This is a genomic window from Cupriavidus gilardii (assembly GCF_017598945.1).
Classification (GTDB): domain Bacteria; phylum Pseudomonadota; class Gammaproteobacteria; order Burkholderiales; family Burkholderiaceae; genus Cupriavidus; species Cupriavidus gilardii_E.
This window is the reverse complement of the sequence record NZ_JAGFTW010000057.1, coordinates 1-12,444: the sequence shown is the minus strand read 5'-3', so window position 1 is coordinate 12,444 and position 12,444 is coordinate 1. Positions and strand designations below refer to the sequence as shown.

Below are 12,444 nucleotides of genomic sequence, written 5' to 3'. Positions count from 1 at the left end.
GATCCTCTCTTGTTGCGGTGCCATCCCCGTGATGGTGCCGTTTGCACTGCGCAAGATCGCTTGCGCATCGCCCTTGTGCATGCCCGAAAAACGCGCTCTCGGTATTACTGCGTAGGGGAAAGTCGTCCTGATGCTGGGACCGTAGTTTGCGTAGACTTTTTTTGGGGAACCGGCGCCATGCGTGCGAACACGCGGACGCGCCGACGCGCCGATCGTGGATGAAACTGGGAGAGAGCACCATGGACGAGCTGAAGCAAACGCAGAGACCGGCTGTCGCGACGCAATTGCAGGCGGAGGACCTGGCGACGTGGACGCCCAAGCGGCGCGAATTTCTACGCATGCTGGCCTACGGTGCCGGCTCGCTGGCCCTCGGACCCTTGATCAGCGCGTGCTCGAACGACGCGTCGGCGCAGGCGTCCGACCTGCGCTCGCAGCTGACGCAGGACGAAGCCTTCTGGGCGCAGGTCCAGGGCATGTTCGTGCTCAAGCCCGAGAAGGTCTACATGAACATCGGCACCGGCGGCTCGATGCCGCAGGTCGTCCTCGATACCTTCGAACAGGAGAACTTCGCCAAGGCGGCCGATTCGTCCAGCGGCTATGGCAACCTCGCCGACCTGCGCGAGGCCGTGGCCAAGGGCTTCGGTGTCGATCGCGACGAGCTCGCCTTCTCGGCCAATACCTCGTCGGGCATGTGCCACGCGATTCTTGGCATCAAGTGGGAGCCGGGCGATGTGGTGGTGACCACCAACCACGAGCATGGCGGCGGGCTGACGCCGCTCAATATCGCGGTGGACCGCTACGGCATCGAGGTGTCGATGATTGCGCTGCCGACCGGCAATCGCCAGAGCGCCAGCACCTATGTCCAGCTGTTCGACGAACGGATCCGGGCGTTGAAGGGACAGGGCAAGCGGGTACGCGCGATGATGTGGTCGTCGCCGACCTACAAGACCGGCACCATGCTGCCGATCGCCGATCTGATGGAAGTGGTCAAGGCCCACGGCCTGATCAGCATCGTCGACGGCGCCCACCTGCCCGGCATGATGGCGTACGACTATGGCGCGCTCGGCATGGACTTCATGTCCGGCGCCGGCCACAAGTGGCAGTGCGGCCCCGGTTCGACCGGCATCCTGGTGATCCGCAACAAGATGCGCGCGTCGAATCCGCTGCCGCTGCCCGACTGGTTCCCGATCCATACCAGTTCCTACGCCCGGCAGCAGCCGCGCGGCGCCTATGACATCGCGGCCACGGTGACCTCCTGCGGCAGCCTGCACGTGCCGATGTTCAGGGCGCTGGCGCGAGCCTGCGAGATGTGGGATTCGATCGGCAGAAAGAAGATCGAAACCTACGATCTGACGCTGTCGGCCTACCTGAAGGAAAAGATCGTCGAACGCTGGGGCATCGATTCGCTGTACTCGCCGAAGGACGATCCGAAGCTGGTGTCGGCGCTGACCTGCTTCAATCCGTTCCGCAACCGCGACGACGCGATGAACCAGCAGAAGGCCACGACGTTCGTCAACCGCATGCTGAGCGACTTCTCGCCGGGCTTCGTGATCCGCTCGGTCAACTTCGAGGTGATCGGCGCGCCGGCGCAGCACTACGGCATCCGCATCTCGACGCATCTGTGGCACGACGCCAACGACATCGACCGGCTGGTGGACTCGATGTGGAATCTGTCCGGCGCCATGGCGTAACCGACCCCTTTCCCTCCAACAAGAGTCAGCCCATGAAACGATCGATCGCTTTGATTGCCGCCACGCTCTGCGGCGTGGCATCGCTGTCGGCCTGCGCCCAGCAAGGCGGCGCGCTGCGCGCCGTCTCGTCCCCCGATGCGCCCAAGGCCATCGGCCCCTACTCGCAGGCGGTCCGTGCCGGCAATGTGCTGTACCTCGCCGGCCAGATCCCGATTCATCCGAAGACGGGAGAACTGCTGAAGGACGCGCCGATCGAGGCGCAGACCCGGCTGGTGCTCGACAACCTGAAGGCGGTGCTGGCGGCGGACGGGATGACGATGGCCAACGTCGTCTCGACCACCGTGTACATGAAGGACCTGAACGACTTCGCCAAGATGAACGAGGTCTACGGGACCTACTTCACCGGCGTCACACCGGCCCGCGCGACGGTGCAGGTGGCCAGGCTGCCGCGCGATGTGGCGGTCGAAATCGGAGCGATCGCGGTCAAGCCTTGAAGGGCCGTACGGTAAGGGCAGATCGGCGGGGCGCGGCGCAAGTCGCGCCCCGTTGTGTCGTTGCCCGCTTCAATCGCGATACCGGATCGCCTCGATCACCAGCTTCAACGCCTTCGAGGCATTGCGCCGGTTCGGATAGTAAGCGAACAGCCCCGGAAACTTCGGGCAGTGGCCCGCCATCACGCTGCGCAGCCGCCCGTCGCGCAGATAGGGCTCGGCCAGGCCATCTGTGACGAATGCCAGTCCATAACCGCGCGCCGCCGCCTCGACCATCTGGCAGGCGCTGTTGAAGGTGGACTGGCCGCTGACGCGGACCTGCACGTCGCGCCGTTTGTGGCGCAGTTCCCAGGCGTACAGGCCGCCGCCGCTCAGCCTCAGCGTGATGCAGTTGTGCCGGAGCAGGTCTTCGGGCGAACCTGGCACGCCGTGGGCCGCGAAGTAGTCCGGCGAGCCGACGATCATCGTCTGCACCGGCGGCGTCAGCCGTACGGCAATCATGTCCTTGGCAACCTGATCGCCCCACCGCACGCCGATGTCGTACTGCTCGGCCGCGATATCGACCAGCCGGTAGTCCGAGCTCATCTCGACCCGCAGGTCCGGATAGGCCTGCAGCAGTCCTGCCAGACGCGGCACCAGAACATGGTCGATGACATGGTCGATGGCCGTGATGCGCACGGTCCCGATCGGCTTGTCGCCCAGTTCCCGCACCGCCGAAATCTCGGTCTCGATTTCTTCGAGCTTCGGCCCGACGGTCTGGATCAATCGTTCGCCGGCCTCGGTCGGCGACACGCTGCGCGTGGTCCGCGTCAGCAGGCGCACGCCCAGGCGTGTCTCCAGCGCGCGGACGGTATGGCTGAGCGCCGATTGGGAAAGGCCGAGCTTCGCGGCCGCGCGCGTGAAGCTGCGTTCGCGGGCAACGGCCAGAAAGGCCAGAATGTCGTTGATGTTATCGCGTGCCATGGCGGCGGACCTTGCTGTCGCTAACGTTGGGAATCATGCCGTGCAGTCACCGTTTTGGTGCTTCCGGCACGGCATCGTATTCATGAATACGGTGCATCAGTGCTTGCCGATTGTGCCCGATGCACGAAGCGGCATAAGCGAATATCATTGCGCCGGAGCGCAATCGGCCCACGCGGCCCGCATGCCGTAGAGCCCCGCGCTTCCATCGAGCAATAACAAATTCCCTCGAACCCTACCCCACCGACCTCTATTCCGCCATGGCACGCCTCCAACTCAATGGCCAGATCAAGGAAATCGACGTTCCGGGCGATACCCCGCTGCTGTGGGTATTGCGCGACGAACTCGGCATGACCGGCACCAAATTCGGCTGCGGCATGGCACTGTGCGGCGCCTGCACGGTGCATATGGACGGCTCGCCGATTCGCGCCTGCATTACCGCGGTCTCCGCGGCGGACGGGCACGCTATCACAACGATCGAAGGCGTGGAAGCCGACCGCGTCGGCCGCGTGGTGCAGAAGGCCTGGGTCGAGAACAACGTGGCGCAGTGCGGCTATTGCCAGGCCGGCCAGATCATGTCGGCGGTCAGCCTGCTGAAGGCCACGCCCGCGCCGAACGAGCGCCAGATCGACGAAGCGATGAGCGGCAATATCTGCCGCTGCGGCACCTATCCCCGCATCCGTGCGGCGATCAAGCAGGCTGCCGGCGAACTGGCCAAGGGAGGCAAGTGATGGGCAAGCACGTGATGGCCAACGACGAGATGTCGCAACGCGGCGCGGTCGCGGCACCGAACCTGTCCCGCCGCGGCTTCCTGCAGGGCACCGCGCTCGGCACGCTGTCGCTGGCGGTGGGCGCCAATGGGGTCATCGGACTCGCATACGCGGACGACGACGCGCCAAAAAAATACGGCGCCGATTCGATGCCCGGCGGCACGGTGTCCGACCCGCTGGTGTTCGTCTCGATCGCCGCAGATGGCACGGTGACCATCGTCGCGCACCGCGCCGAGATGGGCACCGGCGTGCGAACCAGCCTGCCGATGGTCGTCGCCGACGAGATGGAGGCGAACTGGGACCGGGTAAAGGTGGTTCAGGCCGAGGCCAACGAAACGCGCTACGGCAACCAGAACGTCGACGGCTCCCGCAGCGTGCGGCATTTCCTGATGCCGATGCGGCGCGTCGGCGCGGCGGCACGGCAGATGCTCGAAGCCACGGCGGCGGCGCGATGGTCGGTCCCGGTCGGCGAGGTCCGCGCGCAACGGCACGAGGTGATTCACCTGCCGACGGGCCGGCGCCTGCCCTATGGCGAACTGGCTGGGGATGCCGCGAAGCAGCCGGTCCCGGCGGAAGGCACGCTCAAGCTCAAGACGCCCGACCAGTTCCGCTACATCGGCAAGGATCGCGTGCGGCTGGTCGACCTCGAAGCGATCGGCAAGGGCCAGGCCACCTACGGCATGGACGTGCGCCTGCCCAATATGGTCTATGCCGTGGTGGCGCGGCCCCCGGTGGTCGGCGGCAAGGTGCGCGCCGTCCGTGCAGAGAAGGCACTGGCCGTTCCCGGCGTGCTGAAGGTCGTGGAAATCCCGGCGTTCAGCGGCGCACCGGCCTTCCAGCCGCTGGGCGGGGTCGCCGTGGTGGCGCGCAATACGTGGGCGGCGATGCAAGGCCGGGCCGCGTTGGAAATCGACTGGGACGATGGTCCCAATGCCGGCTATGACTCGGTCGCCTATCGCCGCACGCTGGAAGAGGCTGCACGGCGTCCCGGCAAGGTGGTGCGCAACGAAGGCGATGCGGCGGCGGCCTGGAGCAAAAGCGCCGAGGCCGAGCGCTACGCCGCCGAGTACTACGTCCCCCATCTGGCCCACGCCTCGATGGAGCCGCCCGTAGCGACCGTGCGCGTCAGCGGCAAGACGGCCGAGGTGTGGACGTCGGTCCAGAATCCGGTCGCCGCGCAGACGGCGGTGGCCAAGCGGCTCAAGCTCGAGCCCAAGGACGTGCGCGTCAACGTGCTGCTGCTGGGCGGCGGCTTCGGCCGCAAGTCCAAGCCCGACTTCGTCGACGAGGCCGCGATCGTGGCGCAGGCCATGCCGGGTACCCCGGTCAAGCTGGTATGGACGCGCGAGGACGATATCCATCACGACTATCTGCACACCGTCTCGGTAGAGCGGCTCGAAGCGGTGGTCGGCAAGGACGGACGGCCGCAGACGTGGCTGCACCGCAGCGCCGCCCCGACCATCGGCTCGCTGTTCACGGCGGGTGCGAAGGGCCAGCAGCCGTTCGAACTGGGGATGTCGGCCATCAACATGCCGTACCGGATTCCGAACGTTCGCGTCGAAACCGCCGAGGTCGAGGCCCACGCCCGCATCGGCTGGTTCCGCTCGGTGTCCAACATCCCGCACGCGTTTGCGGCCCAGTGCTTCATTGCCGAGCTGGCCCATCGCGCCGGCAAGGATCACAAGCAGTTCGCGCTCGAGCTGATCGGCCCGGCACGCAAGATCGATCCGCGCAGCATGGCGGACAGCTGGAACTACACCGAATCGCCGGAGCGCTACCCGTATGACACCGGCCGGCTGCGCGACGTGATCGAGGCCGCCACGCGCGGCGCCCGCTGGGGCCGCAAGCTGCCGCGTGGACATGGGCTCGGGCTGGCCTTCTGCTACAGCTTCATGAGCTACACGGCCGCGGTCGTCGAGGTCGCGGTCAATGCCAAGGGCGAGGTGCAGGTCGTGGCCGTCGACATGGCGATGGATTGCGGCCCGCAGATCAATCCGGAGCGCATCCGCTCGCAGCTGGAAGGCGGCGCGATCATGGGCCTGAGTCTGGCGCTGTCCAGCGAGATCAGCTTCGAGAAGGGGCGCGTCAAGCAGAGCAACTTCCACGACTACGAGGTGCTGCGCCACCACGCCTCGCCGCGCGTGATCCGCACTCACCTGGTCAACGGCAGCCACGACGTGCCGCCCGGCGGGGTGGGCGAGCCGCCGGTGCCGCCGGTTGCACCGGCGCTGTGCAACGCGATTTTTGCGGCGACCGGCAAGCGTATTCGTTCGCTGCCGGTGCGCACCGTCGCCTAGCGGCGGCGCACTGGCTTCTGCCGAATAGACGGGCGCAAGGCCGATCGCGTTGTGCCCGTTTTCTTTGCCGTAGCGCGACCTTGCCGCCAGCGGCAGCCGGAACGCGAACTCGCTGCCGACCTGAGGATATCGCCGGTTGACACTGTTCCCCGCTGTGCCAATACTCGCCCTTGCATCCGCCTGATTCACCCGCGTCGGCATCGAGCGGCATCGAAACCCTTCGGCGGCTGCCCACCGTTGTGACGCACACCGACGCCCCGGAGGAAGCCATGCCTCAAGCCCGCCCGCTGCTGCTCGCTGCCCTGCTGACGCTGCTCGTCGGCTGCGCAGCCAACGCGCCCACCACCCCGGCCGCTTCCGTACCGGGACCCGCACCGGCCGCCGCAGGCCAGACGGCCGCCGGCAAGACCGAGGTGCTGTGGCTGGGCCAGGCCGCCACGCGTATCACGACACCAGGCGGCAAGGTGATCGTGATCGATCCCTGGCTGACGGGCAACCCGAAGACACCGGCCCCCTTCAAGCAACTGCAGGCGCTCGGCAAGGTCGATCTGATCCTCGTCACCCACGCCCACGGCGATCATCTCGGCGATGCGCCCGCGCTGGCGAAGATGCATAACGCGCCGATCTACAACGGCGGCGGCATGGGCCAGACGCTCGTCAGCCTCGGTATGGTGCCCGCCAATCTGTCGCAGCGGTTCGGCAAGAGCGGCACGGTGACGCCTTTCGGTCCGAACGGTCCGAAGATCACTGCCGTGCATGCCGAACACTCTTCCGAGCTGGTATGGAAGAACCCGGGCTCGGGCAAGGAAGAGGTTCACTACGGCGGCGAGCCGGTGGGCTACATCATCGAGCTGGAGAACGGCTTTCGCATCTGGCATATGGGCGATACCGGCCTGTTCGCCGACATGCGGCTGATCGGGGAGCTCTACAAACCCGATCTGGTGCTGATCCCGATCGGCGGGCACTTCACCATGGGGCCGCGCGAGGCGGCGATCGCCGTGCGCGAGATGATTCGGCCGAAATACGCGATCCCCATTCACTACCTGACCAATCCCATGTTGCGCGGCACGCCGGCGGAATTTACCGCGGCGCTGGGCGCCACGGAAGCGACCCGGATCATCGTGCCGGAGCCGGGGCAGAAGGTCGACTTCTGAGGGGCCGGCGCTCTTCGCCTGCACTGTCCCCGCGATCCGATGGCGGCCGCGTGACGAGCCATCAGCCATCTCCGTGATTGACGCATCGCGCTGCGCCTCCTATGGTCGATTGGCCGCCTCCTTGCGTGGCCTGACGGCCTTGCCAAGGCCGGCCCAGCGCCAAGGCGGAATATCGACATGGGAGACAAAGCATGCAGGATACCAACACGGAAATTTTGCCGGACCCGCGCCGCGGCACACGCCACGCTGACAATCCGGTCCGCACCGTCTCTGGTGCGCTGCTGGCCGGCATCGTCCTGACCCTCTCCGCCTGCGGCGGCGACGATCACGAACACAAGCCTCCACCCAGTGCCGCCAAGCCCAAAACCTGCCCGGAAATGGCGAGCGTCGAAGTACCGGCCGCGGCAATCGGGCTGCCCACTTCAGGTGCGGTGGTCACCGAGGCGACCGTGGTACCGGCGGCCGGCAGCGGGGCGCAGGCGACCGGCGAGTATTGCCGGGTGCTCGGCCAGATCCGGCCGGTCGATCCCAATGCGCCGAATATTCGCTTCCAGCTCAATCTTCCGACCAACTGGAACAACAAGATCATGATGTTCGGCGGCGGCGGCTACAACGGCACGATTCCGTCGCCGCAAGGCAATGTGCCCGCCGGACCCGCGGACCAGCCCACGCCGCTGGGGCGCGGCTATGCCACCTTCGCCAGCGACTCCGGCCATCAGGCCGGCGCATTGGGCAGCCGGGATGGCTCGTTCGGCGTCAACGACGAGGCCTTGCGCAACTTTGCCAGCGACGCGTTGAAGAAGACCCGCGACACCGCGCTGCACCTGATCAAGGCCCGCTACGCGACCGAAGGGCCGCGCAGGGCGTACTTTGCGGGCGGCTCCACGGGCGGGCGGGAGGCGCTCGCCGTGGTCCAGCGCTGGCCCGACGATTGGAACGGCGCCATCGTGCTCTACCCCGCGTGGAACGCCGCGACGCTGGATCTGGCGTTTGGCCGCATCACGCGCGCGCTGGCGCAGCCAGGGGCCTATCCCAATGCCGCCAAACGTCGCGCACTCTATGACGCCTCGCTGCAGGCCTGCGATACGCTCGACGGCGTGCAGGACGGGCTCATCAGCAATGTCGCGGCGTGCAACGCCAGTTTCGATCCGGCGACCGCGACGTTGAACGGCGCGCCGCTTCGCTGCGCGGGCGGCGGCGATACCGGCGACAACTGCCTGTCCGATCCGCAGATCGCGGCGCTGAAGGTCTACAACGCGCCGATCCAGTTCGCGTATCCGCTTGGCAGCGGCGAGACGCAGTACCCGGGCTTCAACGTATGGGGAGCGGACCTTGGCATGTCGGGCCCGTCGCCCGTGCAGGCGACGGTGATCGCGCTCGCGCTCAATCTCGACCCGCCCGCGACGCCAATGCCTGCCACGGCGCCGTATTTCGCGGTGTTCTGGGACCAGTGGGTCCGCTTCTTCGTCACGCGCGATCCCAACTTCAATTCGCTGTCGCTGGACCCGGAGAACCCGGGCCCCTGGCAGTCTCGCGTCAGCGAACTGACCGCACTGCAGGACATCAACAAGACGGACCTGAGCGCGTTCGCTGCCAAGGGCGGCAAGATCCTGATGGCCCATGGCAATGCCGACGTGCTGGTCAGCTCGCGGGCGACGGCCCAATATTACGAGCGCGTCCGCGCCACCATGGGCGCGGACCGGGTCGCGCAGTTCATGCGCTACTACGAAATCCCCGGCTATGGGCACGCCGCCAGCACCGTGTTCAATGCGGCCTGGGATTCGCTGACCGCGCTGGAAAACTGGGTGGAAAAAGGCACCGAACCGCCGGCACAGGTGGTCGCCGATACGGTCGGCGTGCCGGGTCGCACGCGCCCGCTGTGCCCGTACCCGAGCTGGCCGCGGTACAACGGAGGCGGTGACATCAACGTGGCCGCGAGCTTCAGCTGCGTCACGCAATAGCCAATGGGAAATAGCGCGAGGATCCGTTCGGAACGGCCTCGCGCTTGAAAGGGCCGGCCTCGGGTAACAGCGAGGCCGGGCCGGTCCACGCCGCGTGTGGCTCGTCAAACTCTAGAAGCCCGACCTGCCCGCCATTGCATGCGTCACGGCCGAAACACGTCGTCCAGGCACTGCGCCTCCAGGGCCCTGTCCTGCCAGGCCTCCAGCTGAGCCGTTGAAGCGGCGTCCAGCTTGGCGAGAATATGGGTGGACAATGGGCCGAATCGATGTCGCAGGAGCTTTTGCAGGGATTCGGCATTGGCGATGTGAATCCCCTTCTCGATCCCCTGCTCGATTCCCTTCTCGATCTCCTTCTCCGCATACTCCCGAGCCCACCGGTGAAATCGTGCCGTCATTTCCTTTTTCAGATCCGTCAAGTTATGTACCTCCGTTAGATGCAAAGCCATCGGGGTCCGCCATTGCAAGCGTCACGGGCGAAACACGTCCTCCAGGCACTGCGCCTCCAGGGCTCTGTCCTGCCAGGCCTCCAGTTGAGCCGTTGAAGCGGCGTCAAGCTTGGCGATAACGTGTGAGGACAATGGGCCGAATCGATGCCGCAGGAGCTTTTGCAGGGATTCGGCCTTGCCGATGTGAACCCCCTTCTCGATCCCCTTCTTCGTATACTGCTGCGCCCACCGGTCGAATCGTGCTGACATTTCCATTTCCAGCTCCTTCAGGTTATGTACTTCCGTTAAATGCAAAGCGTTCGGGGTCAGAGCAGCGAACCACGCGGTCATTGCTTGATCGAGGGCGGCATTGTGTGCTGTCAATTCCCTCGCCAGCCGCAATGGTTCGAGCATCGCTTCGATGTTCTGAGCCCGTTCGAATCGCATCAGCACCGCCACCAGATTCCGCATCGCCGCCAATTGGGAATCCGTGTAGCGAGTACGGTCGATCAGGCAATAGTTCAGACGCGGCTGGTGACTCGCCATGGACTGCGGCAGGGGCGAAATCATCGCCGCTATTTCGGTATTCGCGCGCCATGGTCTGCTGCCGTTGTAGAGCACGATCGGCAGCACCGCGGGATACTTTGTGGCGCGCCGGCTGCCACGTCGACGGTCACGTCGGCGGCTCGCATCGCGGTAGAACATGCCGACGTAGGCCAGCATGCGCGCCGCCATGTCGGTATCGATCCGGCTTTGAAATTCGATCAGCAAGTAGAGCGGCTGCTCCTGCCCCGCCACCTCGATGCGCCAGACCACATCGTTGATGCCGTAACGAAGGCGGTCCGACACATAGCTTCCCGGCACCGGCTCCAGGGAATTCCAGTCCAGCGAGCGCAGCCAGGGGTCGCCAATGAAACCGTGTATCAGGTCGCGCACGACCTCGCGGAACGAGAACACCAGCTTGTATGAGGCATCGTGGTCGCGGCCGTTCGCCGCCGCGCGACCACCGTCCGTTGTGTCCCCGGGTTCGGCTATCCGGAGGCATATGGGATCGGGAAAAGGGCGCAGGGTCGAATAGCCGTCCGAAGCCGGCTCTTCGGAACCTGCTACCGAACAGCGCGCAGATAGTCGAGCGGGATAGCAGGCGAGATCGCGGCTGAAACCGCGGACGGGATAGCGGGCAACAGAGTGGTCGAGATAGGGGTTCATATGGCAAGGGGGAGCTGGGCTTGGAACGGGAACGACGTCCCCATAAGTTGCCAGCCGATCGGCTACAACGCTTGCCAGAAATGGCGGGGTTTTAACAAGCGGTGACCTCTATAGGGAGCGCGCTCCCTCCCCGCATGCGCTGCACAGTGTCGCGATACCCGATCACGTTCAGAGCGCCCTCAGACCGATCGAATCGGCGGCCCGCGCGCCCTCGCTGAGCCCCCGATCCACGTTAGTGGTAACCTCCGCTATTTTGAAAACGCATATCTGGTCTCTGAAAATATGACTTCGCCCGCTCCACTCCCGCCCTCTAGACTTGCACCAGCCCAGCGGGACCGGCGCCATCCGGCCGCGACAAGCCAGCAAAACGACTGGTTCGGGACATCGCAAAACAGGAGACAGACAATGAAGAAGGCGTTGCTCGCCCTTCTGGCGGCCTGCGGCATGGCCGCTGTCGCACCGGTCCAGGCCGACACCGCTGCCTGGCCTGCCAAGCCGATTCGGTTGGTGATCCCGTTTCCCCCGGGCGGGGGCACCGACATCCTGTCCCGCCTCGTCGCCAATCAGCTGACCCAGAGCGCCAAATGGACCGTGGTGCCGGACAATCGCCCCGGCGCCGGCGGCACCATCGGCATCGCCGAAGCCGTACGGGCCACGCCCAATGGCTATGAGCTGGTGATGGGCCAGAAGGACAACCTGATCGTGGCCCCGTGGCTCTACAAGACGGTCAAGTACGACCCGACCAAGGACCTGGTGGCGGTGACCCATGTCGCCTATACCCCGATCATGATCGTCGCGCCGGCCAATTCGCCGTTCAAGAACGTCGCCGACGTGGTGGCGGCCGCCAAGCGCGCGCCCGGCTCGATCAAATACGGCTCGCCGGGCAACGGCACCACGATTCACCTGGCCGCGGAAATCTTCAGCCAGGCCGCCGGCATCAAGCTGCTGCACGTCCCATACAAGGGTTCGAACGCCGCGATGATGGATGCCATCGCGGGCAACGTCGACCTGATGGTCGCCTCGGTGCCGTCGGCGATGGCGCAGATCAAGGCCGGCAAGCTGCGCGCGCTGGCGGTGACCTCGGCCACGCGCAGCACCTCGCTGCCCGACGTGCCGACGCTGGCCGAAAGCGGCTACAAGCAGGTCGACGTCAGCACGTGGTACGGCATCTTCGCCCCGGCGAAGACGCCCCGCGATGTGGTGGACAAGCTTGCAGCTGAAGTGAACAAGCAGCTCGCCACGCCGGCGATGATCCAGGCCATCCACGAACAGGGCGCCGAGCCGAAGGTGATGTCGCAGAAACAGTTCGCCGATCTGGTCCAGTCCGACTACAAGAAGTGGAAGACCATCGTGCAGGAATCGGGCGCGACGGTGGAATAACCGGCAGCGCCACCTCGCCAGGCGTATCTCCCACGCCTGCATGATCACGGTGCCGCCGCTTCGCCGGCGGCACCGATGGCCCAACCCCCGCCACCCCGCCTCACCC

General features: G+C 65.8%; 10 protein-coding genes. 7 read left to right on the top strand and 3 right to left on the bottom strand.

Annotation, left to right across the window (positions count from 1 at the left end):
- Positions 1 to 239 precede the first annotated feature (239 nt).
- Complete coding sequence (locus J5T34_RS20770) at positions 240 to 1,691, top strand: aminotransferase class V-fold PLP-dependent enzyme (protein ID WP_208582642.1); 1,452 nt, start codon at positions 240 to 242, stop codon at positions 1,689 to 1,691.
- 32 nt (positions 1,692 to 1,723) lie between these two features.
- Positions 1,724 to 2,185, top strand: a complete 462-nt coding sequence (locus J5T34_RS20765) for a RidA family protein (RefSeq protein WP_217435517.1) — start codon at positions 1,724 to 1,726, stop codon at positions 2,183 to 2,185.
- 69 nt (positions 2,186 to 2,254) lie between these two features.
- On the opposite strand, the gene J5T34_RS20760 is transcribed toward J5T34_RS20765, so the two are convergent.
- On the bottom strand, positions 2,255 to 3,145 hold the full coding sequence (locus tag J5T34_RS20760; protein ID WP_208582639.1) for a LysR family transcriptional regulator: 891 nt from the start codon (positions 3,143 to 3,145) through the stop codon (positions 2,255 to 2,257).
- A 257-nt stretch (positions 3,146 to 3,402) separates the two neighbouring features.
- Between J5T34_RS20760 and J5T34_RS20755 the strand changes: the two genes are divergently transcribed.
- From J5T34_RS20755 to J5T34_RS20740, 4 genes are all read left to right on the top strand, one after another.
- Positions 3,403 to 3,873: a (2Fe-2S)-binding protein gene (locus J5T34_RS20755; RefSeq protein ID WP_006576107.1), complete on the top strand. Its 471-nt coding sequence runs from the start codon at positions 3,403 to 3,405 to the stop codon at positions 3,871 to 3,873.
- Positions 3,874 to 3,902: 29 nt separating this feature from the next.
- A complete protein-coding gene (locus J5T34_RS20750) occupies positions 3,903 to 6,209 on the top strand; it encodes a xanthine dehydrogenase family protein molybdopterin-binding subunit (RefSeq protein ID WP_208582701.1) in 2,307 nt (768 codons plus the stop codon).
- Positions 6,210 to 6,478: 269 nt separating this feature from the next.
- The gene (locus tag J5T34_RS20745) at positions 6,479 to 7,363 is read left to right on the top strand and encodes a metal-dependent hydrolase (protein ID WP_208582637.1); all 885 of its coding nucleotides are present in this window, start codon (positions 6,479 to 6,481) and stop codon (positions 7,361 to 7,363) included.
- A gap of 191 nt (positions 7,364 to 7,554) precedes the next feature.
- Positions 7,555 to 9,324: a tannase/feruloyl esterase family alpha/beta hydrolase gene (locus J5T34_RS20740; protein ID WP_208582635.1), complete on the top strand. Its 1,770-nt coding sequence runs from the start codon at positions 7,555 to 7,557 to the stop codon at positions 9,322 to 9,324.
- 143 nt (positions 9,325 to 9,467) lie between these two features.
- Here J5T34_RS20740 and J5T34_RS20735 read toward each other — a convergent pair whose 3' ends face one another.
- Complete coding sequence (locus J5T34_RS20735) at positions 9,468 to 9,740, bottom strand: hypothetical protein (RefSeq protein WP_208582627.1); 273 nt, start codon at positions 9,738 to 9,740, stop codon at positions 9,468 to 9,470.
- A gap of 51 nt (positions 9,741 to 9,791) precedes the next feature.
- Positions 9,792 to 10,958: an Rpn family recombination-promoting nuclease/putative transposase gene (locus tag J5T34_RS20730; protein ID WP_208582625.1), complete on the bottom strand. Its 1,167-nt coding sequence runs from the start codon at positions 10,956 to 10,958 to the stop codon at positions 9,792 to 9,794.
- A gap of 405 nt (positions 10,959 to 11,363) precedes the next feature.
- Here J5T34_RS20730 and J5T34_RS20725 point away from each other — a divergent pair, with 405 nt between their 5' ends.
- A complete protein-coding gene (locus tag J5T34_RS20725) occupies positions 11,364 to 12,338 on the top strand; it encodes a Bug family tripartite tricarboxylate transporter substrate binding protein (protein WP_208582623.1) in 975 nt (324 codons plus the stop codon).
- Positions 12,339 to 12,444 lie beyond the last annotated feature (106 nt).